The 24,838-nt window shown below is 69.8% G+C and carries 25 protein-coding genes; 7 read left to right on the top strand and 18 right to left on the bottom strand.

Features of this window, described 5'->3' with window-relative positions; genetic code table 11:
• Positions 1-87 precede the first annotated feature (87 nt).
• The 3 genes from LTT66_RS07075 to LTT66_RS07085 all read right to left on the bottom strand — a co-directional run bounded on the left by LTT66_RS07075 (position 88) and on the right by LTT66_RS07085 (position 2,825).
• On the bottom strand, positions 88-1,239 hold the full coding sequence (locus tag LTT66_RS07075; protein ID WP_233065337.1) for an anti-sigma-D factor RsdA: 1,152 nt from the start codon (positions 1,237-1,239) through the stop codon (positions 88-90).
• Entirely contained in the window at positions 1,232-1,810 is a 579-nt protein-coding gene (locus LTT66_RS07080; RefSeq protein ID WP_043687710.1) for a sigma-70 family RNA polymerase sigma factor, read from the bottom strand. Before LTT66_RS07080 ends, LTT66_RS07075 begins: the two co-directional genes overlap by 8 nt.
• A gap of 130 nt (positions 1,811-1,940) precedes the next feature.
• Complete coding sequence (locus LTT66_RS07085) at positions 1,941-2,825, bottom strand: hypothetical protein (RefSeq protein ID WP_233065340.1); 885 nt, start codon at positions 2,823-2,825, stop codon at positions 1,941-1,943.
• A 630-nt stretch (positions 2,826-3,455) separates the two neighbouring features.
• On the opposite strand from LTT66_RS07085, the gene LTT66_RS07090 reads away from it, so the two are divergent.
• From LTT66_RS07090 to LTT66_RS07100, 3 genes are all read left to right on the top strand, one after another.
• Entirely contained in the window at positions 3,456-3,749 is a 294-nt protein-coding gene (locus LTT66_RS07090) for a WhiB family transcriptional regulator (RefSeq protein ID WP_040865039.1), read from the top strand.
• Positions 3,750-4,185: 436 nt separating this feature from the next.
• Positions 4,186-4,761, top strand: a complete 576-nt coding sequence (locus tag LTT66_RS07095; RefSeq protein WP_043720182.1) for a sigma-70 family RNA polymerase sigma factor — start codon at positions 4,186-4,188, stop codon at positions 4,759-4,761.
• A 1-nt stretch (position 4,762) separates the two neighbouring features.
• Positions 4,763-5,014: an RskA family anti-sigma factor gene (locus LTT66_RS07100; protein WP_181722509.1), complete on the top strand. Its 252-nt coding sequence runs from the start codon at positions 4,763-4,765 to the stop codon at positions 5,012-5,014.
• 225 nt (positions 5,015-5,239) lie between these two features.
• Here LTT66_RS07100 and groL read toward each other — a convergent pair whose 3' ends face one another.
• Positions 5,240-6,850: a chaperonin GroEL gene (groL, locus tag LTT66_RS07105; RefSeq protein ID WP_233065342.1), complete on the bottom strand. Its 1,611-nt coding sequence runs from the start codon at positions 6,848-6,850 to the stop codon at positions 5,240-5,242.
• A gap of 153 nt (positions 6,851-7,003) precedes the next feature.
• Complete coding sequence (groES, locus tag LTT66_RS07110; RefSeq protein ID WP_028479292.1) at positions 7,004-7,306, bottom strand: co-chaperone GroES; 303 nt, start codon at positions 7,304-7,306, stop codon at positions 7,004-7,006.
• 584 nt (positions 7,307-7,890) lie between these two features.
• Here groES and LTT66_RS07115 point away from each other — a divergent pair.
• On the top strand, positions 7,891-9,426 hold the full coding sequence (locus LTT66_RS07115) for an Hsp70 family protein (protein WP_233065345.1): 1,536 nt from the start codon (positions 7,891-7,893) through the stop codon (positions 9,424-9,426).
• 174 nt (positions 9,427-9,600) lie between these two features.
• Here the strand turns inward: LTT66_RS07115 and tsaD are convergent, their stop codons facing one another.
• The 7 genes from tsaD to LTT66_RS07150 form a co-directional block, all read right to left on the bottom strand.
• Positions 9,601-10,644 (bottom strand): tRNA (adenosine(37)-N6)-threonylcarbamoyltransferase complex transferase subunit TsaD, encoded by a 1,044-nt coding sequence (gene tsaD, locus LTT66_RS07120; protein WP_043687684.1) that lies wholly within the window; start codon positions 10,642-10,644, stop codon positions 9,601-9,603.
• A complete protein-coding gene (gene rimI / locus LTT66_RS07125) occupies positions 10,641-11,147 on the bottom strand; it encodes a ribosomal protein S18-alanine N-acetyltransferase (RefSeq protein WP_181722517.1) in 507 nt (168 codons plus the stop codon). The genes tsaD and rimI overlap by 4 nt, the downstream gene beginning before the upstream one ends.
• A 5-nt stretch (positions 11,148-11,152) precedes the next feature.
• Positions 11,153-11,869 carry a tRNA (adenosine(37)-N6)-threonylcarbamoyltransferase complex dimerization subunit type 1 TsaB gene (gene tsaB, locus LTT66_RS07130; protein ID WP_233065347.1) on the bottom strand — a complete coding sequence of 239 codons (717 nt, stop codon included), beginning with the start codon at positions 11,867-11,869 and terminating at the stop codon, positions 11,153-11,155.
• A gap of 55 nt (positions 11,870-11,924) precedes the next feature.
• Entirely contained in the window at positions 11,925-12,377 is a 453-nt protein-coding gene (gene tsaE / locus LTT66_RS07135; RefSeq protein ID WP_043687676.1) for a tRNA (adenosine(37)-N6)-threonylcarbamoyltransferase complex ATPase subunit type 1 TsaE, read from the bottom strand.
• A complete protein-coding gene (locus LTT66_RS07140) occupies positions 12,370-13,458 on the bottom strand; it encodes an alpha/beta fold hydrolase (protein WP_233065349.1) in 1,089 nt (362 codons plus the stop codon). The genes tsaE and LTT66_RS07140 overlap by 8 nt, the downstream gene beginning before the upstream one ends.
• Positions 13,455-14,597, bottom strand: coding sequence for an alanine racemase (gene alr, locus LTT66_RS07145; protein ID WP_274749926.1), 1,143 nt, complete (start codon positions 14,595-14,597; stop codon positions 13,455-13,457). The genes LTT66_RS07140 and alr overlap by 4 nt, the downstream gene beginning before the upstream one ends.
• Before the next feature lie 524 nt (positions 14,598-15,121).
• Positions 15,122-16,567, bottom strand: a complete 1,446-nt coding sequence (locus tag LTT66_RS07150; protein ID WP_233065352.1) for an NAD(P)H-hydrate dehydratase — start codon at positions 16,565-16,567, stop codon at positions 15,122-15,124.
• A gap of 42 nt (positions 16,568-16,609) precedes the next feature.
• Here LTT66_RS07150 and LTT66_RS07155 point away from each other — a divergent pair, with 42 nt between their 5' ends.
• Entirely contained in the window at positions 16,610-17,038 is a 429-nt protein-coding gene (locus LTT66_RS07155) for a cupredoxin domain-containing protein (RefSeq protein WP_233065354.1), read from the top strand.
• A gap of 30 nt (positions 17,039-17,068) precedes the next feature.
• Here the strand turns inward: LTT66_RS07155 and LTT66_RS07160 are convergent, their stop codons facing one another.
• On the bottom strand, positions 17,069-17,560 hold the full coding sequence (locus LTT66_RS07160; RefSeq protein ID WP_195098704.1) for a MarR family winged helix-turn-helix transcriptional regulator: 492 nt from the start codon (positions 17,558-17,560) through the stop codon (positions 17,069-17,071).
• 136 nt (positions 17,561-17,696) lie between these two features.
• Here LTT66_RS07160 and LTT66_RS07165 point away from each other — a divergent pair, with 136 nt between their 5' ends.
• The gene (locus LTT66_RS07165; protein ID WP_233065356.1) at positions 17,697-18,881 is read left to right on the top strand and encodes an MFS transporter; all 1,185 of its coding nucleotides are present in this window, start codon (positions 17,697-17,699) and stop codon (positions 18,879-18,881) included.
• A 53-nt stretch (positions 18,882-18,934) separates the two neighbouring features.
• On the opposite strand, the gene glmS is transcribed toward LTT66_RS07165, so the two are convergent.
• Complete coding sequence (glmS, locus tag LTT66_RS07170) at positions 18,935-20,818, bottom strand: glutamine--fructose-6-phosphate transaminase (isomerizing) (protein WP_233065359.1); 1,884 nt, start codon at positions 20,816-20,818, stop codon at positions 18,935-18,937.
• A 36-nt stretch (positions 20,819-20,854) separates the two neighbouring features.
• On the opposite strand from glmS, the gene LTT66_RS07175 reads away from it, so the two are divergent.
• A complete protein-coding gene (locus tag LTT66_RS07175; protein WP_181722530.1) occupies positions 20,855-21,712 on the top strand; it encodes a poly(ethylene terephthalate) hydrolase family protein in 858 nt (285 codons plus the stop codon).
• A gap of 27 nt (positions 21,713-21,739) precedes the next feature.
• Here the strand turns inward: LTT66_RS07175 and LTT66_RS07180 are convergent, their stop codons facing one another.
• The 4 genes from LTT66_RS07180 to LTT66_RS07195 form a co-directional block, all read right to left on the bottom strand.
• On the bottom strand, positions 21,740-22,078 hold the full coding sequence (locus LTT66_RS07180) for a hypothetical protein (RefSeq protein ID WP_181722532.1): 339 nt from the start codon (positions 22,076-22,078) through the stop codon (positions 21,740-21,742).
• A 48-nt stretch (positions 22,079-22,126) separates the two neighbouring features.
• Complete coding sequence (locus LTT66_RS07185) at positions 22,127-23,938, bottom strand: hypothetical protein (protein WP_233065361.1); 1,812 nt, start codon at positions 23,936-23,938, stop codon at positions 22,127-22,129.
• A gap of 58 nt (positions 23,939-23,996) precedes the next feature.
• Positions 23,997-24,308, bottom strand: a complete 312-nt coding sequence (locus LTT66_RS07190) for a hypothetical protein (protein WP_195067255.1) — start codon at positions 24,306-24,308, stop codon at positions 23,997-23,999.
• Between the two features lie 127 nt (positions 24,309-24,435).
• On the bottom strand, positions 24,436-24,744 hold the full coding sequence (locus LTT66_RS07195; protein WP_043687643.1) for a DUF6802 family protein: 309 nt from the start codon (positions 24,742-24,744) through the stop codon (positions 24,436-24,438).
• Positions 24,745-24,838: the final 94 nt, after the last annotated feature.

Below are 24,838 nucleotides of genomic sequence, written 5' to 3' on the forward strand. Positions count from 1 at the left end.
GCGGATTCTCGAACTGTCCGGTCCGAGAAAGACAAAAAGCCGATCGCCTGGCTGGCGATCGGTTCGTGTCTTGTTCGAAATAGTCGGTCAGCGACCGGGCGGCGTGAACGAGCCCGGGTTGGGGATGACCGGCACGCTGAAGGTCGGCGGCTGGTTGTTGTCCTGCGTCGGCGGCCGCGTAGCCGGTTGCGGCGGAGCCACCGTCGGATTCCCGGTATCCGCGGTGGGTTCACCCGTCGGCGGCTTGACGTCCGTGGTGGGCGGCTGCTGCGGCGGCGCGGGTTCCCCGGTCGCCGGCGGTGTGGTCGCCGCAGGCGGCGGCGTCGTCACCGGAGGCGCCGTGGTCGGCGTGCCACCACCGTTCGTAGTGCCGCCACCGTTGGTGGTGCCACCGCCGTTCGGCGCGGTCGCGTCGGCCGATGGGGAGGGCTTGTCCGTCTGCTCGCCCGGCTGCTGCAGGATCGTCGATCCCCCGCTGGTCGAGTTGGGCTTCGTAGTCGCACTGGTGCCCGGCGTGGCACGCGGGTCGGTGGTCTTGGGCACCGTCGACCCGAGCTGGTCGGCCAGGTCCTTGTCCACCTTGCTCAGCTCCGCGAGCAACCGCTCCCACTCGGTCATCAGCTCGGCGCGCTTGACCGGATCGCTGACCTGCGCGGCGTTCTCCTTGGCGCGCTCGAGGCGCACCTTCGCCTGCACCGGATTCTGCGTCACCAGCGTCGACGCCTCGCTCAGATCGGTGTCCGCCCGCTGCACGACGGTGGTCTGGGCCTGTTCGCTGAACACGACCTCCTTGACCCGCCACAGCGGATCACCTGGCTCCGCGTTGTACGAGAACGCCGTCATGCCGCCGATGACCAGGGCCAATGCTGCCGCGGCGCCCATGATCGGGCGTAGCAGCCGCAGTCGCCCGCCGCTGTGCGCCCCGATGCGAACCTGCCGCGCGCCGATCTCCTGGTTGACCGCGGCCACGATCGCATCCAGGTCCGGTTCGGCAGACATCGGAGCCGTGATCAGCTCCGCCCGCCAATCCGCGAGCAGCGTCGCGAGCTGATACTCCTCGGCGCTGTCGGTGTGCACCGGACCATCGCTGGCGATGGCGTCGATCAGAGCATCGTCGCGGCGTACCGCGGCGATGTCGACCGGGCCGCTGTCACCGGACGCCTCGGCGTAGGGACCGCTGTTTCGCGATCCAAGCCGCGCCTTCCAGTCACCCCGACCGCGCTCGCCATCCCTAGCCATACATTTCACCTGCCCTCGCCACTTGTGACTTGAGTTTCGCGAGTGCCCTGTGTTGGGCCACCCGTATCGCACCCGCCGTACTGCCCACGGCGACTGCGGTTTCTTCCGCTGACAAACCCATGACCAAGCGCAGGATCAAGATCTCCCGATGCTTCTCAGGAAGCGTCGCGAGCAAACGGTTCATCTGTCTGCTCGTCTCGGATTCGAGAGCTCGTTGTTCCGGTCCCTGGTCGGTGGATATGACATCTGGTACTTCGGCCATCGCCTCCGCCTTGTTACGGGCGGCATTGCGATGAGCGTCGGCGACCTTGTGCGAAGCGATCCCGTAAACGAAGGCCATGAAGGGCCTGCCCTGGTCTTGATACCTGGGCAAGGCTGTCATCACAGCCAGGCAAACCTCCTGCGCAACGTCGTCCGCGGAGAGCTGCCCACGCTCCGCGGCTCCGATCCGCGCGCGGCAGTAGCGCACCACCAGCGGGCGGACCATCTCCAGTACCTGAGCTAAAGCGGATCTGTCGCCCTGCGCAGCGGCAGCGACGGCGAGGTCCAACTCTTCGCCCGTGTGCGTCATCGTCAGAGATATTCCTGGCGTTACAAAGTGGCACGGTCCGGTGACGACCAGTGCTTCCACCGAAGGGGCGGAACGGATCTAACAATAGCGACCCGTTGCCGGGAACTGGGCAACACGGTGGTCTCCGTGATCACCTGCCCGCTACCAGGGGGCGCAATGTCCCGCCACCACGGGCGATTGCCGCTGCGCACTCGGCCGCCTCCGCCGCCGCGTTCTCCTCGCCCGATCCGGCGCGGAGCATGGCGCAAGCCCACTGCAACGGCAGCAGCCCGTGCTCGCGGCACCGTTGGGCGACCTCCTCGGCCGACACGCCGGATCGCTCGTGCGCGCCGCGCGCCGTGTCGGCCGCGGCGACCAGCAGGCGTGACTTCACCTGGTGCCGCACCGAGGGGGATCGGTCGGCCAGCTCCAGCGCGGCCGCCGCGTGCGCCGCCGCCGACTCGGAATCTCCTGTCGCCAAAGCCGTTTCCGCGGACACCCAGCACAGGCGAATCGCCGGACGCCAGCCGGCCTCGTACCGGCGCGCCGCCGAGGCGCTGCGCCGCAGCAGCCGATCCGCCAGGGCGAGCCGCCCGGTGCCCAGCGCGTCGGCGGCCAACCCGGTGAGCGCGTCGCAGATCGCGTCGGCGCGGCTGGGTCGGTAGCCACCCACCTCGTTCGCCACATCGCGGACGCCGGTCTCCGGCGCGGCATCGGCGGTGAGAATCAGCGCGGCGGCCCGGCCGTCGAACGCCGCCGCACGCTCGTGCCAGCCGAGCTGGCGGAGGAAAGAGCCCTCCGTACTTCTCGCCAGTGAGAGGAGTACGGGGTCGGTGCTGTGGTTGCATACCCTTCGCAATTCGGCGCGCGCCGCGGCGTAACGTCCCTGGCCGCCGAGCACCACCGCGCGATACCACCGGCCGAGCGCGTCGGAAGCGGGCGGCAACTCGGCGGCGGCGCGACCCGGATCGGCGCCGAAGGCGGCCTCGGCGAGGACCGCGACGTGAGGATCTCCGAGCGGAGCGGGCGCGAACACGGGCGCACTCTATCCTGACCGCCGCGCGTGCCGGGACGACGAAAGGTGATCGACCACCCGATCGGCATCCGCTCCCGCATTTCCGCGCCGAGCGGATGTTGCCATTAGGTAAATCTAGCCCCGGCAATCGCCTGGCTGCCGCGTCGGGAATTCATGCGCGTTTCGCGTAATTAACCTGCCGGCCCCGTTTCCGCCATCTTCGGATCCACGTCCCGCGAAGGCTGTCGGTGCCCGGAGTGACGGCCGCCATACGCCCGATGTCCCGGCCGGAGCGGCGCTACACCGCGGAAATCGCCGCTACCTGCGAAAACTATCGAGCGCACGGCACAAGTAGGACCGAGCCGCCTACGGCCAACCGAACAGTATCGCCGGAACCGACACGAAAAGTAAACAGTCCGGAGGTTAAATTTGGCAGCGCGAGATTTGGAAAAGTGCTGCGTCGAACTATTGACGGAATTTCGCGGCTGGACCTAACGTAGCTCATCGCCACGGACGGCGCCGCGCGAAATTGCAGCGACCGCGAAGGGCGAGCCCCCCGGGCACCCCCGCCGACACGGCGTCGTGGCCCACGAACTGTTGCAGAACAACTGCTCGACAACGCTGACGAGCTCGCACCACGAGGAGTTCACCATGCCCATGCCGACCCACCTCCCGGGACCCAACGCCGATGTCTGGGATTGGCAGATGCGAGGATCGTGCCGCGGGCAGGATTCCGCGGTGTTCTTCCATCCCGACGGCGAGCGTGGCCGAGCCCGCACCGCGCGCGAGATGCGCGCCAAGGAAATCTGCCGCACCTGCCCGGTACTCATGCAGTGCCGCACCCACGCGCTGAAAGTCAGCGAGCCCTACGGCATCTGGGGCGGCATGTCGGAGACCGAGCGCGAGATGCACGCGCGGCGCAACCGCCGCCGCATGGCCGTCTGAACCAATCTCCTCCCATCCGCACGCCAACGGGCGTCGAATCCCTAGCAAATAACGGGCCACTGCAACAGTGCTTCGGCCGAGCCGCTCACGCGACATGGTGACCGGTTCATCGCCGGAGGTCGGCGCGTGGGTTCCGATCGTCACGATCGATCGGCCGGCCGCCGTAGCGGAGGCCGGAAGCCGTGCACCCGCCGGTTCCGGCACGGCGCGACAGTGCTCGGCGTGTCACGGCGTGTCTCTTTCCGAGATGTCCGGCGTGTCGGCGCTTTTCGCCACGCGGCGCCGGCCCCATGAAGAGCTTGTGGGCACCCCACCGGAAGGGAGGTCATAGCGGCGCGCTACGGTAGTGACCGATGACACAGAATGGAGCGTTGTGACAACGCGGCCGCCAGCCGCAGAGGGCGACTCGTTCCGAAGAGATGCCTTCCCACCCCCGGTGGATTCTGCGGTTACGGCACGCGCAGCCGAAAGTATCGAGCTAGCCGCGCTTTTACATCGATGCGGCCGGGCCGACCAGGAAGCATTCGCCGAACTGTACGACCGGACGTCCGCGCGCGTCTTCGGTCTGGTATTGCGCGTCCTGCACGATCCCGGATATGCCGAGGAAACCACGCAAGAGGTCTATCTGCAGATCTGGCGGATGGCTTCGAGTTTCGACCCGGCGAAGGGTTCCGCGGTCACCTGGTTGATGACGCTCGCGCACCGGCGCGCCGTCGACCGGGTGCGGGCCGAGCAAGCCCACACCCAGCGCGAGGTCGCGTACGGGATCCGGGTGCTCGGCAACGAATTCGACGAGGTCACCGAAGAGGTCGAGCGCAGGTTCGAACAGCAGGCCGTCCTGGCTGGTCTCGCCACACTCACCGAAACCCAGCGGGAAGCCATCTCGCTCGCCTACTACGGCGGGCGCACCTATGCGGAGGTAGCCACCTACCTCGACGTAGGGTTACCTACGGTTAAGTCCCGGATTCGGGACGGATTGACACGACTGAAGAAAAGTTTGGGGGTGACGTGAGATGAACGAACGCCAGATCGATCTCGCGCACACCGTCGCGCTCGGATCGATCGACGACGAAGACCATCAGGAAGTGCAGGAATTGCTCGACAACGAGGACCCCGTGCTACGCGCGGAGTTCGTCCGGGAAGTCAGAGATACGAAAGAAGCGCTCTCCGCGCTCGCCGCAGCCACGGCGGCCACTCCGCCGCCGTCGCTGCGTGCTCGCCTACTCGCGGCCATCGCCGCCGAACAGCCCCCGGTCGCCAGCTGAATCCGGCGTTCCGCCAGGCATTCCCGCTCCGCGCGTACGGGCCGAAACGCCCGGATCATCCCGTGACCTTCGGCCCGCGGCCGATAGCGCGTCGAGCTTCGGAACACCCTCGCCCACCAGCGGAAGTCACGCCACGGCCTCGGCTTGTCGCCAGGACGGGCAAGGCCCCCGAACCACGTGGTCCGGGGGCCTTGCCTGCGGTGTTGCTCCGCAGCGGCACTGCGCTCAGTGCGCGTGGCCGTGGTGGCCGTGATCGTGCTGCTCCTCGGCGGGCTTTTCGACCACGGCGCTCTCGGTGGTGAGCACCATGCGCGCGACCGACGCCGCGTTCACGACGGCCGAACGGGTCACCTTGACCGGGTCGACCACGCCGTCGGTGAGCAGGTCGCCGTAGGTGAGCGTGGCGGCGTTGAAGCCCTCCTTGCCCTCGGCCACCTTGCTGACCACCACCGCGCCGTCCAGGCCCGCGTTGGTGGCGATCCAGTACAGCGGCGCCTGCAGCGCGGTGCGCACCACCTCGACGCCGACGGCCTCGTCACCGGACAGCGAGTCGCGCAGTTCGACGAGCTTGGCGCTCGCCTGCACCAGCGCGGTGCCACCACCGGGCACGATGCCCTCTTCGACGGCGGCCTTGGCGGCGCTCACCGCGTCCTCGACGCGGTACTTGCGCTCCTTGAGCGCGGTCTCCGTGGCCGCGCCGACCTTGATCACCGCGACGCCACCGGCCAGCTTGGCCAGCCGCTCCTCGAGCTTCTCGCGATCCCAGTCGGAATCGGTGGACTCGATTTCGCGGCGCAGCTGCGCCACGCGCGCCTCCACGTCCGCCGCGGAACCGGCGCCGTCGATGATCGTGGTGTCGTCCTTGCTGACGACGACGCGACGCACCTTGCCGAGCATGTCGAGGCCCGCTTCACGCAGGGTGATGCCCAGGTCGGGGTTCACCACGGTGCCGCCGGTGACCACGGCCAGGTCGTCGAGGAACGCCTTGCGGCGGTCGCCGAAGAACGGGGCCTTCACGGCCACGGCCTTGATCGTCTTGCGGATGGCGTTGACCACCAGGGTCGACAGCGCCTCGCCCTCGACGTCCTCGGCGATGATCAGGACCGGCTTGCCGCTCTCGGCCACCTTCTCCAGCAGCGGCAGGAAGTCCGGCAGCGAGCTGATCTTCTCGCGGTGCAGCAGGACGAACACGTCCTCCAGGACGGCCTGCTGGCTGTCGGGATCGGTGACGAAGTAGGGCGAGAGGTAACCCTTGTCGAACTGCACGCCCTCGGTGACGACGAGTTCGGTCTGCAGCGTCGAGGACTCCTCGACGGTGACGACGCCGTCCTTGCCGACGGTGGTCAGCGCCTTGCCGACCATTTCGCCGATCTCCTCGTCACGCGAGGACACCGTCGCGACCTGCGCGATGGCCTGCTCGCCGGAGACCGGGGTGGCCAGCGCGAGCAGCGCCTCGGAGACCACGTCGGCGGCCTTGGCGATGCCGGAGCCGAGGACGATCGGATTCGCGCCGGCGGCAACGTTCTTCAGCCCGGCGCGGACCAGCGCCTGGGCCAGCACGGTGGCGGTGGTCGTACCGTCGCCCGCGACATCGTTGGTCTTGGTGGCGACGCTCTTGACCAGCTGCGCGCCGAGGTTCTCGAACGGGTCTTCGAGCTCGATGTCGCGCGCGATGGTGACGCCGTCGTTGGTGACGGTCGGGCCGCCGAAGGACTTCGCGAGCACGACATGCCGTCCGCGCGGGCCGAGAGTGACCTTCACCGCGTCGGCGAGCTTGTCGACGCCGCGTTCCAGAGCCCGGCGAGCCTTCTCGTCGAACTCGATCTGCTTTGCCATGAGGATTCGCTCCTGTAGTGGATTGCGGCGCTCCGGACGCCTACGGGCCCGTCGCTCGCACCGCGTGTTTCAGTGCCGGGGATGTCGGCGCCGAACGCGTTCCGCCCCGGGTCGCGAAAGACACCGGGGCGGAACGCATGCGTGCCTGATCGGCTACTTGGTGACGACGGCCAGCACGTCGCGCGCCGACAGGATGAGGTACTCCTCGCCCTGGTACTTGATCTCGGTGCCGCCGTACTTGCTGTAGATGACGGTGTCACCCTCCTGGACATCCAGCGGGATGCGCTTCTCGCCCTCGTCGTCCCACCGGCCGGGACCGACGGCGACAACGGTGCCCTCTTGCGGCTTTTCCTTCGCCGTGTCAGGGATGACCAGGCCGGAGGCCGTCGTCGTCTCGGCCTCGTTGGCCTGGACGAGGATCTTGTCCTCGAGCGGCTTGATGTTCACGCTCGCCACGTTGAGCCCTCCACTTTCAGGGGATTCGGTCGTCCGGGACTGTTGCCCCGGACTCATCGGTTGGTCACGGTGCTGACCCTGCGCATAGCCCCGTCGTCGCGGGTGCCGGGACCCCTGCCCAGTGGTCAAGCTGCTGGCACAAGCACTACACACAGTGCCGACTAGCACTCTATACATGAGAGTGCCAGCGCTCAAGGCTGGGCGGTGCCAACTTTGCGCGGCGCGCCCATGACGGGTCCGGCTTGGCGATAAGTTCGAAGAAACAGTAACGTTCGGATAACGGATTGTGACACTATTGACGACGGTCGCTGTCCGGCCGCCACGTTCGTCGCCCGCGGGCGCGGGCGAGGCCGCACACCGGTACCACAGCGCCGCCGAAACACGCAGCGTCGCAGCACGATCTTCGCACTACCAGCTTCACCAGAGAGCAATACACACGTGATCCATGGCCGGTCCCCGCGACCCACCCGGACGAGGGGCCGGTTCGTTTCCCGGTCCGGGTCGCGCGTCATCCACACGGCGGTCCGGCAGTCCATTCGAGATGGTCGGCGACACCATGACCATCCGCTCGAAGGGAGGTGAACATGCGAACATCCCTCGGCATCTCGGCCGGGGCGGAGGTGGTGTGCTCGGCGTTGGTCGCCACCGCGTCCAACGGCGCACAGAGCTTCGATTACCGCGTCGTCTCCGCCGACGCGGCCCATTCCGATCTCGGTGACCTGGTGGCCTCCTCGATCGAGCTGATGACCACCCAGCTGCCGACCACGCAGCCGACGCGCGAGATCATCGGTCCGATCGGTGGGCGGTTCGCGGGCGCGCCGCGCGATGCCGTACCGATGACCGGTCATCCACCGACCAGTGTCGCGGTCGCCTACCGCACCAAGGAGCAGGCGCAGATAATCCGTTCGGCCACCGGCAAACAGCGCGACCTGCGGCTGATCCCGGAGGCCACCGCCGCCCTGACCTACCTGAAGCACACCGGCCTGCTGGACCGCTACGACACCGTCGCCATCGTCGACCTCGGCGCCTCCGGCCTCAGCGTCACCGTCGCCGACCGGACCGATGAGTCCGTGCTCCGTTCCGATCGCACCGCGGTCGTCAGCGGCAAGGCGATCGACGACCTGATCTACCACCATCTGGTGGACATGCACTTCGCCCGGCGCGGCGCCCGGCCCAACCGCGGCATGCTGACCAACCGGGGCCGCGCGGCGAAGGAGCACCTGTCCATCGCGCCCGCGGTCACCATCGACCACGTGGCCGGGCGTCCGCTGAAGCTGACCAGGGCCGACTTCGAAGAGCTGATCGCCGACCTGCTGCGCGATCTGGCGGTGTTCGTCACGGCCGCGTTCGCCCGAGCGCCCAGGCAACCGCAGGCGGTCGCGGTCATCGGCGGCGGCGCCAACATCCCGGCGGTGCTCGACACGCTCACCGCCGCGCTGGAGGTCCCGGTGTTCACCGTGCCGGACCCCGAGGCGGTGACCGCGAAAGGCGCCGCGCTGGTCGCGGATTCGGTGCAGCCTTCGGTGTTCCCGGTGGGCGCGCTCGGCGGCGACGCGCCGGCGGGGACGGTCACCAAGGTGTTCGGCACCCTGGCCGGAGCCCTCGTGGTCGTCGGCCTGATCGTCGGTTACGGCGTGAAGACGTTCGCGCCCACCTCGGACGACGAGGTCTCCCCCGCGGGCACCACGAGCAGCGCTTCCCAGCTGCCGCCCCCCACATCCGCACCGCCGTCGACCGCGGCGGCCACCACGCACGGCCACACCGTGGACAGCGCGGGCAGCGCGCCGACGACCACCGAACGCGGACCGCAGAGCGCGACCGGCGTTCCGCCGACCACGCAGGTGATCACCCCCACGCAGCCCACGCTGCGGCCGGACCCGAACCTCCCGCCGATACCGTTCCCCGAGCTACTCGGTCCGCTGTTCGGCAATCCGAATGCGGCGCAGACCGGTTCGCCCGAGCAGCCGTCGAGCCGCACACTGTCGCCGACGGCGCCGAGTGCCGCGGCTCCCGGCACGAACTCGGCACCGAATCAGGCACCCGCGCGGTCGAGCCTGCCGCTTCCGCCGGGAGGGAACTCGGGGTCGGCGGCGAACCCGGGACTGTTCCTCCCGAACTGAGGCGGCCGCAGTTCGATTGCTCCGGTAAGCCCAAGGAGGGGCCGGCGAGATGGGTCTCGGCGGACGAACTGGTCGGCGCTGCTGCCGGGTCTGCGAGTCGGCGGTGATCACCTCGCCGGGTCCGCGGGAAAGCAGGCCGGGGCAGCACCGGCCGCTCGCCGGGATTCGAGCAGGTCAGCGGACCATGCTGACCGACACCGGCAGACCGGGATCGGTGGCGACCGTCAGCGGCGAAGGCGCCGCGCCGCCCGCGATGACGTGCGCGCCCAGTGCGGCGATCATCACCCCGTTGTCCGTGCACAGCCGGGGCTTGGGCACCCGAAGGGTCAAACCGGCCGCGGCGCAACGCTCCTCGGCCATCGAGCGAATCCGGGAGTTGGCCGTCGCGCCTCCGCCGAGCACCAGCGTGCCGACACCGACGTCCTGCGCCGCGCGAACCGCCTTCATGGTGAGCACATCCGCGACCGACTCCTGGAACGAGGCCGCGATATCGGGAATGGGAAGATCCTCGGCGGCGACGCCGTCGCGCTGGGCTGCCTCCACGTAGCGGGCCACCGCGGTCTTGAGTCCGGAGAAGGAAAAGTCGTAGCGCGGATCGCGCGGCCCGGTCATACCCCGGGGGAAGGCGATGGCGCGCGGATCACCGCTCGCCGCGGCGGCATCCAGTGCCGGACCGCCGGGGAAGCCCAGCCCGAGCAGGCGCGCCACCTTGTCGAACGCCTCGCCCGCCGCGTCGTCGACGGTGCTGCCCAGCTCGACGATCGGCTCGGCCAGATCCGTGACGTGCAGCAGGTGGGTGTGCCCGCCCGACACCAGCAGGGCGACGCACGGCGGCATCGGCCCGTGTTCCAGGGTGTCCACCGCGACGTGCCCGCCCAGATGGTTGAGCGCGTAGAAAGGCACGTCCCAGGCCGCCGCGTACGCTTTCGCGGCGGCGACGCCGACCAGCAGCGCACCGGCCAAGCCGGGGCCGATGGTCACCGCCAGCGCGTCCGGCTTCGCGATTCCCGCCGCCGACAGCGCGCGGCGCATGGCGGGCACGATCGCCTCCAGATGGGCACGCGAGGCGATCTCGGGGACGACGCCGCCGAAGCGCGCGTGCTGCTCCACGCTGGAGGCGACCTCGTCGGCGAGCAGTTCGCACGTGCCGTCGGGGTGGCGGCGGACGATGCCGACTCCGGTTTCGTCGCAGGAGCTTTCGATGCCCATGATGATCACGACAGCACCTCGTCCGGGGTGCGCCAACGCCGGTCCTCGCTGCTCAGCGCGGGCCTGCGCATCGTGTACGCGTCCGCGCCACTGGGGTGGTAGTAGTTCTTGCGCAAGCCGATGATGTGGAACCCGTGCTTGGCGTACAGCGCGATCGCGGCCGCGTTGTCGGTGCGGACCTCCAGGAACACCGGTCCACCGCGCCTGCCTGCCTCGGCGAGCAGCGCCTCGAGCAGCAGGGTGCCCACACCCGCGCGGTGGCAGCGGGGATCGACGCCGATGGTGTGCACCTCGGCCTCGGGGTGTTCGGCATCACCCAGCAGGGCGATACCCGCGTAGCCCACCATTCGCCCGTCGTCGTCGCGTGCGGTGATGTAGCGGTTGTGCCGACCGGCCAGCTCGGACCGGAACGCCACGGCGGCCCACGGATCGTCCTCCGGGAACAGCAGCTGCTCCAGTTCGACGCAGCGGGTGATGTCGGCGGCCACCATCGGCTCGATCCGGAAAGCCACGGACGTCACGCTCCCGTCCGGTCGAGTCGGCGATAGGCGTTCTCCACCGCGTCCGGCCTGCGCAAGTACAGCGGAACCAGCGGCTCGGGCACGCTGCGCGAGAGCAGCTCGGCAGCCGCGACGCGCACCAACCCGACGGGCGACGGCGTCTCGGCGGGGACTACGGGAAGGTCGAAGAAGTCGACGTGCGAAGCGGATCCGGCGATGGCCGTGGCCTGGTCGGTATCCAGGTCGGAGGGCTTGCATACCTCGGGCCCGGCCACCCGCGTGCCTTGCCGGTACCGCGCCCAGTACACCTCGCGCCGCCGCGCGTCGGTCACCACGAGCAGTTCGGCGTCGGCCGGGAGGTCGACCGTGGGCGGCACGGCAGGCTCGACAGCGGCGTCGGCGGCGATCGCGTCGAGGCTGCACACTCCGTAGACGGGGATGCCGAGCGCGTCACCGAACGCGGCCGCGGTGGCCATGCCGACGCGCAGGCCGGTGAACGGCCCCGGACCCACACCGACGACGATCGCGTCGACTTCGGTCCTGGAACGGCCTGCCTCGGAGAGGCATTCGAGGATCTGCGGGGTGAGCACCTCGGCGTGGGCACGGGGGTCGACGCGCACCCGGGAGGCGACGGTCCGTGCCCGGACGGGATCCGCCACGTCGGCGCCCGGCTCCAGCTCCACCAGTCCCGCTGTGACGGCGGGTGTCGCGGTGTCGACGGCTAGTACAAGCATGATTGGCCCAACGATACCGGGTGGTAAGCGTCACCGACGCATAGCTACCCGATAGCTAATCCACCCATTCCCAGATCGCGGTGCGCACATCCGAATCCGGCGTACGCGACAGCAGCACGCGCAGGTGGCGCTCCGCGAGGTGCTCCACCACGCCGCGGCCCCACTCCACCACCACCACCGCCTGATGCAGATCGGTGTCCAGATCCAGTGCGTCCAGTTCATCGAGGTCGCCGCCGAGCCGATAGGCGTCCACGTGCACCATGGGCACCGGCGGCCCGCCTTCGCGCTGCCCGGCGCGGTGCTGGCGGGCGATGATGAACGTCGGCGAGCTGACCCGTCCCTGTACGCCGAGCCCCGCCGCGATGCCACGGGTGAGCGCGGTCTTGCCCGCGCCGAGCGGACCGTCCAGCACCACCAGATCACCGGCGCGCAGATCCGTGGCCAGTTCCCGGCCGAGGGCCTCGGTGTCGGCGACGGTGGGCAGCACCCGATACCCCGGATCAGCCACCGCCCACCTCCGAAGCGTCCCCGGCCACCGGCTCGATCGCACCGGCGCGTATCAGCAATCGCTCCAGCGCGGCGTTGACGATGTCCGGATACTGCATGTGCGGCATGTGCGCCGCGCCTTCCAGCCGGATGAGCTCGCTGCCCGGCAGCGCCGCGGCCAGCGCACGCGAATTGCGGAACGGGATCACCAGATCGTGGGCGCCGCCGAGCACCAGCACCGGTGTGCCCGCCAGCGCGGGCAACGCGGCCGACTCGTCGTGCAGCTCGATGGACTGGAGGAACTTCACGATGGTCTCCACCGGCGTCCGGTCGATCATCAGCGTCGTGAAACGCGACAGGGTCGGGCTCACCCGGCCGTGGAACGAGCTGACATGCAGGATCGGCGTGATCAGATGCCGCGCGGTGACGCGTCCGGCCTGCACCAGCGCGGGCGCGGTGTGCACCGCCAGCCGGAAGCCGTCGATGGCGGGATTGCGCAGCAGTTGCCCGATGCCCGCCGCGGTGACCCCGGCGGCCGCGGTCGACAGCAGTGCGATCCCGATCACCCTGGCCGCGAACAAATCCGGGAACCGCGCGGCCGCGGCCAGGATCGCCATCCCGCCCAGCGAATGCCCGACCAGCACCACCGGTCCGGTCGCGGCGGTGGCGCGCACCACTGCCGCGAGGTCGCACCCGAGCTGGGCGATCGTGCAGCTCGCGGCGCTCGGCACGCCGGAACGGCCGTGCCCGCGCAGGTCGAACAGCACCATGCGAACCCGTGCGCCCCACCGCTTTTCCAGGTCACGCCGCTGAAAGTGGAACGACGCCATGCTGTTGCAGAAGCCGTGCACGAAGATCACCGTCACCGGCGCGTCGTCGGGGCCGCAGGTCCGCGTGGCCAACGCGACGCCGTCATCGGCGAGCACCGTGCCCGCGCGGTCGGCATCGATCAGCCCGAAATCCTCGTCGCGGTGGTCGTCGCCGCGCGCGGGCCACAGCACGCGCGCGCCTGCGCGACGCAGGGCATGGGCGCCCGCCAGCGCACCCACGACACCCACGGTGGCCAGCCCGCCACGCAGCGGGGTCACCCGGAAGCGGCTCATCGCACGTCACCGATGAAGCGCCGCGTGGCCCGGCCGCGCGGCGAGCACACCACTTCGTAGTGGATGGTGCCGAGCAGGTCCGCCCATTCCTGGGCATGCGGTCGCGCGCCGAAGAGGACGGCGGTGTCACCTTCCCGGACACCGGCCGCGTTGTCGCCCAGGTCGACGACGAACTGGTCCATGCACACCCGGCCGACGTTCCTGCGGCGAGCCCCGCCGAGCCAGACGTCGAATCGTCCGCTCAAGGGACGGAACACGCCGTCGGCGTAACCCGCCGGGATCAACGCGACGGTGGTGTCGTGCGGCGCGATCCACTGGTGCCCGTAGGAAACGCCTTCACCTGCGGCCACCCGCTTGACCAGGGCCACCCGGGCCTGGAACGTCATCGCCGGACGCAGGCCGAAATCGTTGTCCGGTATCGGCGACAGGCCGTACATCGCGATGCCCGGCCGGACCAGGTCGAAGGCCAGGTCGGGCCGGGTCAGGGTGGCGGCGGAGTTGGCGATGTGCACCAGCTCCGGCTCCAAGCCGTGCTCCTTGGCGGTGGCGATCGCCTCCAGGAAGCGGGCGCGTTGCACGTCGTTGTTGGGGTGCTCCGGCTCGTCGGCGTGCGCGAGGTGGGAGAAGATCGCGCGGAAACGCACCGCCTGCTCGTCGACCAGCGTGCGCAGCGCGGCCAGTACCGCCGGGTACTCGACCGGCGACACGCCGTTGCGGTTGAGGCCGGTGTCCACCTTCACGGTGACCGTCGCCGTACGGCCCACGCCGCGCGCCGCGGCCTCGACCGCGCGCAAGTGGGCGAGCGAGGAGATGCCGATCTCCACATCGGCGGCCACCGCGGCCGCGAAGTCGGTGTCGGTGTTGTGCAGCCAGCACAGGATGGGCGCGGTGATCCCGGCCGCGCGCAACTGCACGGCCTCGGCCACCGTCGTGACGCCCAGCTCGGCCGCACCCGCCGCGAGAGCAGCCCTGCCCACCTCGACCGCGCCGTGGTTGTAGCCGTCGGCCTTCACCACCGCCAGCACCGCGGCATCGCCTGCGTGTTCCCGCAGGATCCGCACGTTGTGGGCGATGGCATCCAGGTCGATGACCGTTTCCACTTGCGCATTCACGGCAGTCGGTTCCGCCTCTCCGGGGATTCAAGCCGTACCAGTGGGGTGGTACAGGATGAGCGTTCGGTCCCTGCGTCCGATGTCCTGTGAGTTCTGGGCGTACCCGGCGAGTTACCCATGTGCTCGCGAGATCAGTCGTTGGGTTCGTTCCGGCCGAGTCTATGGGCGCGCTCGGTTCCGGTTCCACTCGGTTTGCGCGCCGGTCGGTACGCGTGATCGGCGCCACGACCGGCGCCGATTTCGACAGCGCGATAGACGCGGGCCTCGCTGGGCAGCCGTCAGGTCTTCGAATACGCACCGAAATCCGGCCCGCGACGGCACGGCGTTTGCCGGACCATCGACTTCGACACCGTCGTTCCGCCGACGCATCGGGGCATGGGTGCTCGCGAACTCGCACTGGGGATCACTAGAAGCCTGCGGCTCCGGACCGAGTGGATCGCCGTGGCGACCTGCGGGTGGCCTCGGCTCGATAGTGCGGCCGCGGTCTGTCGCCGAGTGAGCGACCTGCGTGAGCGTGCCGACCCGGTGGCCGGGAAGGGCTGCGGGCCAGGTCAGAAGGGGTGGGCGAGGCGACGCAGAACTCCGATCGCTGGACGGACATGCGCTGCCAGGACGCTTGCGGAGATGGGGGCTCCCGAGGGCGCGTCGTCATGGGCGGCGAGGTTCGCGGCCAGCGCGTGCACCCGCGCGGACGCGGCGGCGGACCAGGCCGGGTCGCGGCCCGCGGCGAGCAGCGTCCCGATGATGCCGGAGAGCACGTCGCCCGCGCCCGCGGTCGCAGCCCACGAACCGCCCGCCTCGTTGACCAGCACCGGACGGCCCGGTGCCGCCACAAGCGTGGCGCGACCTTTCAGCAGCACCGTGACCTGCCAGGAATCGGAGAACTCCCGGACCGCGGCCACCCGGTCCGGGCCGAGTTCGCGGCCGGTGAGACGAGCGAACTCGCCCGCGTGCGGGGTCAGGACCGTAGCGGCCGTGCGGCCGCGCACCAATTCCGGCTGGGTGGCCAGCAGGGTCAGGCCGTCGGCGTCGACCACCACCGGGAGGTCCGTTGCCAAAATGTCGGCAAGGAGCTGGCCGGCCTCGGCGTCGGTGCCCGCGCCGGGTCCGAAGACCCAGGACTGGACGCGACCGGCATCGGCGAGCTGCTGGGTGGCGATCACCTCGGGAAAGTGGTTCAGCACCTCGGCCGCCGCCGTTCCCGCATACCGCACCATGCCCGAAGTCGCGGCCACGGCAGCGCCCGCGCACAGCACCGCCGCGCCGGGATAGGTTGCGCTGCCCGCGCAGATTCCCGTCACACCCTGTGTGTACTTGTCGTCGGACGGGCCGGGAACCGGCCACGCGGCGCCGATCGATGCCGGCTCCAGCGCGACGAGACTCGGCTCCGGCAGGTCCAAACCGATGGGAACCAGCTCGATTCGGCCACACTGCGGCGCGGCGAGAGCGTGCACGGGCTTGTACGCGCCGAAGGCCACGGTGACCTCCGCACGGACGGCCGGTCCGTCGATCGCGCCGGTGCCCGGGTCGACACCGCTGGGCAGGTCGGCCGCGACGATCGGAGCGTGCAGCGCCGCAACGATTTCCGCCGCCCGCGGCCGCAGCGGGCCACGACCGGAGATGCCGACGATGCCGTCGATCACCAGGTCGGGGTCGCCCGGGTCGTCGGCGACCCGTCCGCCCGCCTTGCGCAGCGCCGCGAGTCCTTTCGCGTGCGCGCGCTCCGGGTTCAGCAGGACCGCGGTGACCGCGACGCCACGGCGGCGCAACTGCGCTCCGGCCCAGAGCGCGTCGCCGCCGTTGTCTCCGGACCCGACCAGCAAGGTGACCGCTCGTCCCGCCACCCCTCCGGTGCGCTCCCGGAGTTCGCCCGCCGCCACCGTGGCCAAGCCGTGCGCGGCACGACGCATCGGCACGCCGTCCGGCACCCGGGTGAACAGCTCGGCCTCCGCCGCGCGCACCTCCTCGACCGTGAAATAGCCCCGCTGCGTGGACATCGCCGCTCCCTCCGTCGGTGTGGGCTACTACGCTTGGCCATCATGCCAAGCGTCCGTCACCGCACCGGGACCCTCCGCGCCATCACGGGTGCCGCCCTCGCCGGAGCACTGCTGCTGTCCGGCTGCGGTGGCGACGAATCCGGTTCGGCCGCCACCACGACGAGGAAGCCCGCTCGGCCGACCACCACCGCTCAGCAGACCGGCGAGCGCAAGCCCGCCGCCGCCACCGTCGCGGTGGACGACATGAAATTCTCCCCGGCTGACGTCACCATCAAGGTCGGCGACACGGTCACCTGGAAATTCGATGACAAGGTCCCGCACAGCGTGCAGGGCATCGGCGACAAGGCGATGGGCATCAACAGCCCGATCTTCGACCGAGGCGAGTGGAGCTATACCTTCACCACCCCGGGCAACTACCGCTACCTCTGCTCACTGCACCCGGAGATGCGCGGGTCGGTCACCGTCCAATAGCGCGCATCCGAACGATCCGGACTCGCCTGTTCACACCGGACGGTAGTCCCGGGGGCGGGCGCCGCGGGCCGAGCTGGTGTTCAGGGCTTCGACCGCGGCTACGAGGGGAGCGAGTTCCGGATCGGCGGCGGCTTGACCGAGGGCGCCGGCCAAGGCGGCGTCGTGCGTGGGACGGGCCTGCTCGAGCAGGTCCAGGCCGGCCGGAGTGACATCGGTGTAGATGCCGCGGCGGTCGTCGGGGCAGAGGTAGCGCTGGAGCAAGCCGCGATCCTCGAGCCGGGACACCAGGCGGGTGGTGGCGCTCTGGCTCAGCACCACGGCCTCGGCGACCTGGTTCATCCGCAGGTGGCCGCCGGGCCCGTCGTGCTGACGGCTCAGGACGAGCAGCAGCGAGTACTCCCGAACGCTCAGGTCGTGGCCGGATTGCAGCGCCCGTTCGATGTGCGCCTCGATCCGGTCGTGCAGCAGCGAGAGTGCGTACCAACCATCGGCCAGGCCGGTCAGGGCGGCATCCGCGGTCATCGGCGTTCCTTCGCGTCGGGGATCGTGCCTCCAGGGTAGACGGGTTGCGCAATTGCCCGCGCTTGCAATTAAAGCGCGTCTGCAATTATTGTCTCCGCCTGTAAAGGTCGTACGCAACGTCCCTGGAGGCTCACACATGCCCCTCGCACTCCTCGCCCTCACCCTCGGGGCGTTCGGGATCGGGACGACGGAATTCGTCGTCGTCGGTCTGCTGCCCGACATCGCGGGCACCTACGCGGTATCCATCCCCACCGCGGGCCTGCTCGTCACCGGGTACGCGCTCGGCGTCGTGGCGGGTGCGCCGCTGATGACCGGGCTCGGCACCCGGGTATCGCGCAAGCGCATGCTGCTCGGCATGCTGGCGCTGCTCGTCCTCGGCAACGTCCTGTCCGCCGTCGCCCCGACCTTCGGGCTGATGCTCACCGGGCGGATCGTGGCCTCGCTCGCCCACGGCGCGTTCTTCGGGATCGGCGCGGTCGTCGCGGGAACACTCGTCGGCCCCGACCGGCGCGCCGGTGCGATCGCGATCATGTTCACCGGGCTCACCGTCGCCACGATGGTGGGCGTTCCGCTGGGCACGCTGCTAGGGCAGTACTTCGGCTGGCGGCTGACCTTCTTGTTCGTCGCGCTGGTCGGGCTGATCGGCCTGGTGGGCGTCGCGGCGCTGGTTCCGGCGCAACCCGCGCCCGCGGATGCCGCGCTGCGCACCGAACTCGCGGTGTTCCGCAATCCCCAGGTGCTGCTCGCCATGGCGATGACAGTGCTCGGCTTCGGCGGCGTGTTCGCCGCCATCACCTACCTCGCGCCGATGATGACCGAGGTCACCGGCTATGCGGAAAGCTCGGTCACCTGGCTGCTCGTGCTGTTCGGTCTCGGCTTCTTCCTCGGCAACCTGATCGGCGGCAAGTTCGCCGACCGGCACCTGATGCCGATGCTGTACCTCACGCTCGGCGGGCTCGCGATCGTCCTCGCGCTGTTCACCGTCACCGCGCACGGCAAGGTCGGCGCCGCCGTCACGATCGTGCTGATCGGCGCCCTCGGCTTCGCGACCGTCCCACCGCTACAGAAGCGCGTCCTCGACCAGGCGGCGGGCGCGCCCACCCTGGCCTCCGCGGTCAATATCGGCGCGTTCAATCTCGGCAATGCCGTGTCCGCCTGGCTCGGTGGCGTGGTGATCGCCGCGGGTCTCGGCTACACCTCCCCCAACTGGGTCGGTGTGGGCTTGGTCCTGGTCGCGTTGGTCCTCGCGGTCACATCCGGATACCTGGAACGTCGCGCCCCAGCCGTGCCGGCGCAGCCTTTGGCCACCGTGCCCGCTTAGGTGCCTGTCCCGCGGAGCAGCGGCCGCGCACTCGAGGGTGCGCGGCCGCCGAACTATTCCACGGTGACGGATTTGGCCAGGTTGCGTGGCTTGTCGACGTCGTAGCCGCGCGCCTGGGCCACCTCGGCGGCGAAGATCTGCAGCGGGACCGTCGACAACAGCGGCTGGAACAGCGTCGGCGCGCTGGGGATCTCGATGAGATCGTCGGCGAACGGGCGAACCGTGTCGTCGCCTTCCTCCGCGATCACGATGGTGCGCGCGCCGCGAGCCTGGATCTCCCGGATATTGCTGAGCAGCTTCGAGTGCAGTACCGCGCGCCCCTTCGGCGACGGCATCACCACTATCACCGGGAGGCCGTCCTCGATCAGCGCGATCGGCCCGTGCTTGAGCTCGCCGGCCGCGAAGCCCTCGGCGTGCATGTAGGCCAGCTCCTTGAGCTTGAGCGCGCCTTCCAACGCCACCGGGTAGCCGACGTGACGTCCGAGGAACAGCACCGTCGGCACCTGCGCGAGTTCCCGCGCGATCGCCCGCACCTGCGGGGCGGTCTCCAGCACGCGTTCGACCAGCTTCGGCATCGCCTCGAGTTCGGCGAACTCACGGGCGACCTCGTCCGGGTACTTGGTGCCGCGCGCCTGCGCCAAGGCGAGCCCGACCAGGTAATTCGCGGTCACCTGGGCCAGGAACGCCTTGGTGGAGGCGACGCCGATCTCCGGCCCGGCCCTGGTGTAGAGCACCGCGTCGGATTCGCGGGGGATCTGCGCGCCGTTCGTGTTGCAGATCGCGAGGACGCGCGCCTTCTGCTCCTTCGCGTGCCGCACCGCCTCCAGCGTGTCGGCGGTCTCGCCGGACTGGGAGATCGCCACCACCAGCGTGGAACGGTCCAGTACGGGATCGCGGTAGCGGAATTCGCTGGCCAGCTCGACCTCGACGGGCAGCCGCGTCCAATGCTCGATGGCGTACTTCGCCAGCAGACCGGAGTGATAGGCGCTGCCGCACGCGACGACGAACACCTTGTCGAAGTCGCGCAGCTCCTGGTCGGCGAGGCGCTGCTCGTCCAGCACGATCCGGCCCGCACCGTCGTGGTCGGTGCTGAAATGGCCCATCAGCGTGTCCGCGACCGCGGCGGGCTGCTCCTCGATCTCCTTGAGCATGAAGTAGTCGTGGCCACCCTTCTCGGCGGCGGCCAGGTCCCAGTCGATGGTGAACGGGCGGGTGCGCGAACCGGCGTCGTCGCCCGCGAAGTCGGTGACCCGGTAGCTGTCCAGGGTGATCACGACGGCTTGGTCCTGGCCGAGTTCGACCGCCTCGCGGGTGTGCTCGATGAACGCCGTGACGTCCGAGGCGATGAACATCTCCCCCTTGCCGACGCCGACGACCAGCGGCGTGGAGCGGCGCGCGGCCACGATCATGTCCGGGTGGTCGGCATGGGTGAAGACCAGCGTGAACGCACCCTCCAGGCGGCGCAGCACGGCCAGCGCGCTGGCCGCGAAGTCACCGGCGGTCGGGCCGTCGGCGTACGCACGGGCCACCAGGTGCACGGCGACCTCGGTGTCGGTGTCGCTGCTCAGTTCGACACCGGCGTCCTCCAGCTCACGACGCAGCGGAGCGAAGTTCTCGATGATGCCGTTGTGCACCACGGCGACCTTGCCGCTGTCGTCCCGATGCGGATGCGCGTTGCGGTCGGTCGGCGCGCCGTGCGTGGCCCAGCGGGTGTGCCCGATTCCCGTGGTGCCGGCGAAACGGTCCATCCCGGATTCCGCGAGTTCGGCCTCCAGATTGGCCAGGCGACCCGCCTTGCGTTCCACCGCCAGCGCGCCCGCGCCGTCCAGGATCGCCACACCCGCGGAGTCGTATCCGCGATATTCCATGCGGCGCAACGCGTCAACGACGACGCCGAGCGCGTCTCGGTACCCGACGTACCCCACGATTCCGCACATGGCTCACCACACTACTTATCGGATAACGTTCACGTCGTGTCGGCGTCTGTGAAATCGCTACTGAGCACCCTGACCAGCCGTGGCCCGCACCGCGTGTTGCGTGGCAATCTGGCCATCGCCGGCCAGCCGGGGGTGGTGTTCACGCCCGAGTCGGGGCGGAATCTGCCTGCCGTCGCGTTCGGACACGGCTGGCTGACCGGGGCGAGCCACTATCGCACCCTGCTCGAGCACCTCGCTTCCTGGGGAATCGTGGCCGCCGCCCCGGACACCGAGCGCGGGCCGATTCCGTCACATCTGGGCCTGGCCGCCGATTTGCTCACCACGCTCGACATCTGCACCGGCGTGCGGCTCGGCGACGGCGAGATCAGCGTGCATCCGGAGCGCCTCGCCCTGGCCGGACACGGCATGGGCGCGGGCGCCGCCGTGCTCGCGGCCGGCCGCCGCGACGTCGCCACCGTCGCGGCGCTGTTTCCCGCGCCGACGGCGCCCGCCGCCGAGGCCGGCGCGACCGACCTCGACATTCCGGCGTTGATCCTGGCCGGCGCGACCGACATCACCTCGGTCAGCTCCAACGCCATTCCGCTGGCCACCGCGTGGGGCGGCTCCGCCATCCTGCGCGCCGTCGACAAGGCCTCGCACAACGGCATCATCGAGGGCAGGCGCGTGCTCGCCGCCGTTGGCGCGGGCAAGCACGAATCGAAGACCGCCCGCACCACGCGCGCGCTGCTGGCCGGTTACCTGCTCGCCACGCTGGCGGGCGACAAGACCTACCGTGCCTTCGCGGACCCCGACGAGGTCATCCCGCACACCACCGTCGTGGACCCGGAAGCGCCCCAGGAGGAGGCGCCACCGAAGCTCAAGGTGGGGCAGCTCGCCGCACTGCTGCGGCGGTAGCGCAGACGCCGCGGGCCGCCGCGCCGGTCAGATCAGCCAGCTCTTGCGTTGGTAGAACTTGGCCTCTTCGTCCTCATCGTCGACCGGAGTGACCGTCTGATTGGCCCGGCGGGCGGCCATCGACCGGGCGATGGCCTCGCGCTGCTCCCGCGCTTCGTCTTCCAGCCGTTGTTCAACCTCCGCCTCGGCCGGTTCGCCCGCATGCGTGGCCCAGAATTCGTTCATGTCGGCGACCAGGCGGTCGGCGAACTCCCGGCCGGTCGCCGCGGTCTCCTCGTTGATCGCCTGGATCTCATCGAGCAGCAGTGACATTCGGCGCTGGTTCTCGGCGCCGAGTTGCCTGGCTTCCTCGGCGTAGTTCACCATGTCGCGCCTCCTCGCTCGTCCGGTACGGCGGCAGTCATCCGGCCGCGCTCACAGTGGGCCCGCCTCCGCGAGCTCCGCACCCAGCGGCCCCGCTTCGGCCAGTTCCGCGCCGCTGTCCACCGGTGTGTCCGATTCCGGCTCGCCCTGGTTCGGCATCGGCTTCGGGTAGTGCTCGCCGTCTTCTTCGCGCCGGGCGCTCGGCGGGGTGGCGCCCGGCAGACCGGGTTGCTCCGCATCGGTGTCCGGTGCGGGCGCCGGGCTGGGTGCCTTCTTCTCCTCGGCTTTCGATCCCTCGGCTTCCGGTGCTTCGGCTTCCGGTGCTTCGGACTCCGGCGCCTTGGGCTGCGCATCCTCGGCCTCCGGAGCCCCATGCTGCGCGTCCTCGGCCTCCGGAGCCGGAGGCTGCGCGTCCTCGGCTTCCGGGTCGGTCGCCGAGATGATCGGCATCCCGTGCTCGTTCAGCTCGACGGTGAACTCCCGCACCTCGCCCGTCGCCTCGGAGAGGAGGAATTTCACCTGGCCGTCCGGCCCTATCTCGAACCGCACGTGCTTGTCGCCCAGATCGAATTCCGCCTTCGGCCGGTGAGTTTCGTCCTTGTCGCCGGCGACGCCGTCGTCGGCTTCGGCGCTGTTCGGATCGGCGCTCTGCATGAGTTTTTCGATCGCGTCGTCGACTCCGCTGGTGATGGCGCCGCTCAGCGCGGACAACCCCGAATTCAGTGCCTGGCCGACACCCGTTGCCACCGACGTGATCTCCCGCGCCACCTGACTGATCGCGGCCAGTCCATCCAGCGACGGCAGTCTGAGCTCTGGGGTGGCGGGGATGCTCGGCGCTGCCGGTGTGCTGGGCGTGGCCGGAGCGCTCGGAGTGGTCGACGTGGGGATGCCGCTCGGTGTGGTGCTCACCGGGATCGTGGCGGCGGGCACGCCGGGCGGCCCGGGAGATCCCGTGGCCTTGGGCTCGTCCTGGACGGCGGGCACGCCGGGCTGCGGTGCCGCCGAGGTTTCCGGGTACGGGTAGGCCCGGTCTGCGACCTGCGCCAGCGCATCGGCCAGATTCTTGTACTGATCCTCGAACAGGCGGTCGACCTCGGCGCAAACGTCGACATAGGACGCCAGTTTCCGATCGAAGTCGGGTCGGAAGGTCTTGGTCAGCCACTCCTCGGTGACGCTGCGTACCCGGTCCCCGTACGCGCCGGTGAGCAGATTCCGGCTGTCGGAATTGATGAAGCCGAGCACACTTTTGTTGATCTTGTCCTCCGGCACGGCCAGCGCCGGGAAGATACGGCCGAGTGCGCGGACCTGGTCCGCGTCGATCCACTCCCGCGCATTGTGCACATCCACAACGACTTTCACGTCTTCGGGAGTCTTGCCGTCGATCTGGACGACTTTGCCGCCGCCCACCGGGCCCTCCAGCAGCTCCCTGGTGGCGAACGCTTTCGCGGCGACCGCCGAGCGCAGCGCAGCCGCCATGTCGGCGATCACGGCCATGGCCGCTCGGGCGTGCTGCCGGTCCTCGTCGGCCAGAACCGACTGTTTGCCGAGCATGTCGAGCGCGGCGGTGGCCGCCGTCCCCTGCCACAACTCGGGCAGCCGACGGGTGTAGCCCTGCTGCGCGTCCCATTGGCGATCGACCTCGGACAGGGCGACTTTCAGCGCCTCGCCCGCCTGCTCCAGCTTGTCCAGCCGCATGCCGCGCTGCTCGTCGTACATCGCCAGCAGTTCGGCGACATCCCCGCGCCCACCATTGCCGCCGAACGCCGCCTCGTACAGCGGCATGAACTCGATCCAGTACCGCAGCCCCGCGGTGCCCTCGTCCAAGAGGGTGTCGATCGACTTACCCTGCCAGGAAACCGTCATGATTCCGACTCCTCGAATGTGTGGCGTCGCGGGTGCGAACACGGGTCATTCGGCGGTCTCATGTCTTGTTCGTCTCGCCGGCGCGCTGCTGGTCGGTCTCGGCGTAGGCCACCACGGCGGCCCCGAGCGCGTCCGCGGTCGCGGTGGTGGCGTCACTCCACGTGCGTAGCCACGCACTGATCCGTTCGAGACCCTGATGCACCGCGATTCCCTGCGGCGCGTAGCCGCGGCCCGCCTCTCCGCCGATGCCGAACGGATGGTCGGCGATTCGCTTCGCCTGGTCGCGGACCGCGTCCGCCGATCTCCGGTAGTCGCTGCCCAGCGCACCGAGCTCCCCCGTCCGCACACCGACCGTCTCCGATCCGCCCACGATTCCCCTCCGTGCTCGTAGTGTCATTGCGCCGACGCGAATCCCGTGCGCGCCGGATGCCGCCGTACTTCCTTCGACGCAACACGCCGACACCCGGTTCCCCCGAATTCCGCTCCCGCGGCGAAGACTAGCTGCCGATCCTGCCCCGGTCGGTGCGAACCCACTCGGAGGTGCCGTCCGGGTGGCGATGGAATTCCCATGCGGCGTAGTCGCCGTCCTTCTCCACCACGGTGACGTGATCGGCGAAGCCGTCGTGGTCGTAGTCGGTCCAGACCTGCATCGCCTCCTCACCCGTCGTGGTGATGGTGTCGAGCGTGCCGTCGCCGTCGATGTCCTGGGTCGGGTGGTGCAATTCGATCGCACCCAGCCCATCGAGTGACGAGGACGCGTCGATTCCGGGTATATCCAGTCCGGGGAATTCGCCCGAGGTGATCATGACTCCTCCTCAGCGGGACTCATACGGTGGTGCGGTACCGCTCGAGCGGCATCGTTCCATCCTGTCACTCGCGCGGGCTCGACGCAGCCTCCCA

It is taken from the genome of Nocardia gipuzkoensis, assembly GCF_021183645.1.
In the GTDB taxonomy this organism is placed as follows: Bacteria; Actinomycetota; Actinomycetes; order Mycobacteriales; family Mycobacteriaceae; genus Nocardia; species Nocardia abscessus.

Excerpts from the sequence above, each read along its gene's own strand:
- LTT66_RS07075 (WP_233065337.1), bottom strand. The coding sequence starts at position 1,239 with ATGGCTAGGGATGGCGAGCGCGGTCGGGGTGACTGGAAGGCGCGGCTT.
- LTT66_RS07080 (WP_043687710.1), bottom strand. The coding sequence starts at position 1,810 with ATGACGCACACGGGCGAAGAGTTGGACCTCGCCGTCGCTGCCGCTGCG.
- LTT66_RS07090 (WP_040865039.1), top strand. The coding sequence starts at position 3,456 with ATGCCCATGCCGACCCACCTCCCGGGACCCAACGCCGATGTCTGGGAT.
- LTT66_RS07100 (WP_181722509.1), top strand. The coding sequence starts at position 4,763 with ATGAACGAACGCCAGATCGATCTCGCGCACACCGTCGCGCTCGGATCG.
- groL (WP_233065342.1), bottom strand. The coding sequence starts at position 6,850 with ATGGCAAAGCAGATCGAGTTCGACGAGAAGGCTCGCCGGGCTCTGGAA.
- LTT66_RS07115 (WP_233065345.1), top strand. The coding sequence starts at position 7,891 with ATGCGAACATCCCTCGGCATCTCGGCCGGGGCGGAGGTGGTGTGCTCG.
- tsaB (WP_233065347.1), bottom strand. The coding sequence starts at position 11,869 with ATGCTTGTACTAGCCGTCGACACCGCGACACCCGCCGTCACAGCGGGA.
- LTT66_RS07140 (WP_233065349.1), bottom strand. The coding sequence starts at position 13,458 with ATGAGCCGCTTCCGGGTGACCCCGCTGCGTGGCGGGCTGGCCACCGTG.
- LTT66_RS07150 (WP_233065352.1), bottom strand. The coding sequence starts at position 16,567 with ATGTCCACGCAGCGGGGCTATTTCACGGTCGAGGAGGTGCGCGCGGCG.
- LTT66_RS07155 (WP_233065354.1), top strand. The coding sequence starts at position 16,610 with ATGCCAAGCGTCCGTCACCGCACCGGGACCCTCCGCGCCATCACGGGT.
- LTT66_RS07160 (WP_195098704.1), bottom strand. The coding sequence starts at position 17,560 with ATGACCGCGGATGCCGCCCTGACCGGCCTGGCCGATGGTTGGTACGCA.
- LTT66_RS07165 (WP_233065356.1), top strand. The coding sequence starts at position 17,697 with ATGCCCCTCGCACTCCTCGCCCTCACCCTCGGGGCGTTCGGGATCGGG.
- glmS (WP_233065359.1), bottom strand. The coding sequence starts at position 20,818 with ATGTGCGGAATCGTGGGGTACGTCGGGTACCGAGACGCGCTCGGCGTC.
- LTT66_RS07180 (WP_181722532.1), bottom strand. The coding sequence starts at position 22,078 with ATGGTGAACTACGCCGAGGAAGCCAGGCAACTCGGCGCCGAGAACCAG.
- LTT66_RS07185 (WP_233065361.1), bottom strand. The coding sequence starts at position 23,938 with ATGACGGTTTCCTGGCAGGGTAAGTCGATCGACACCCTCTTGGACGAG.
- LTT66_RS07195 (WP_043687643.1), bottom strand. The coding sequence starts at position 24,744 with ATGATCACCTCGGGCGAATTCCCCGGACTGGATATACCCGGAATCGAC.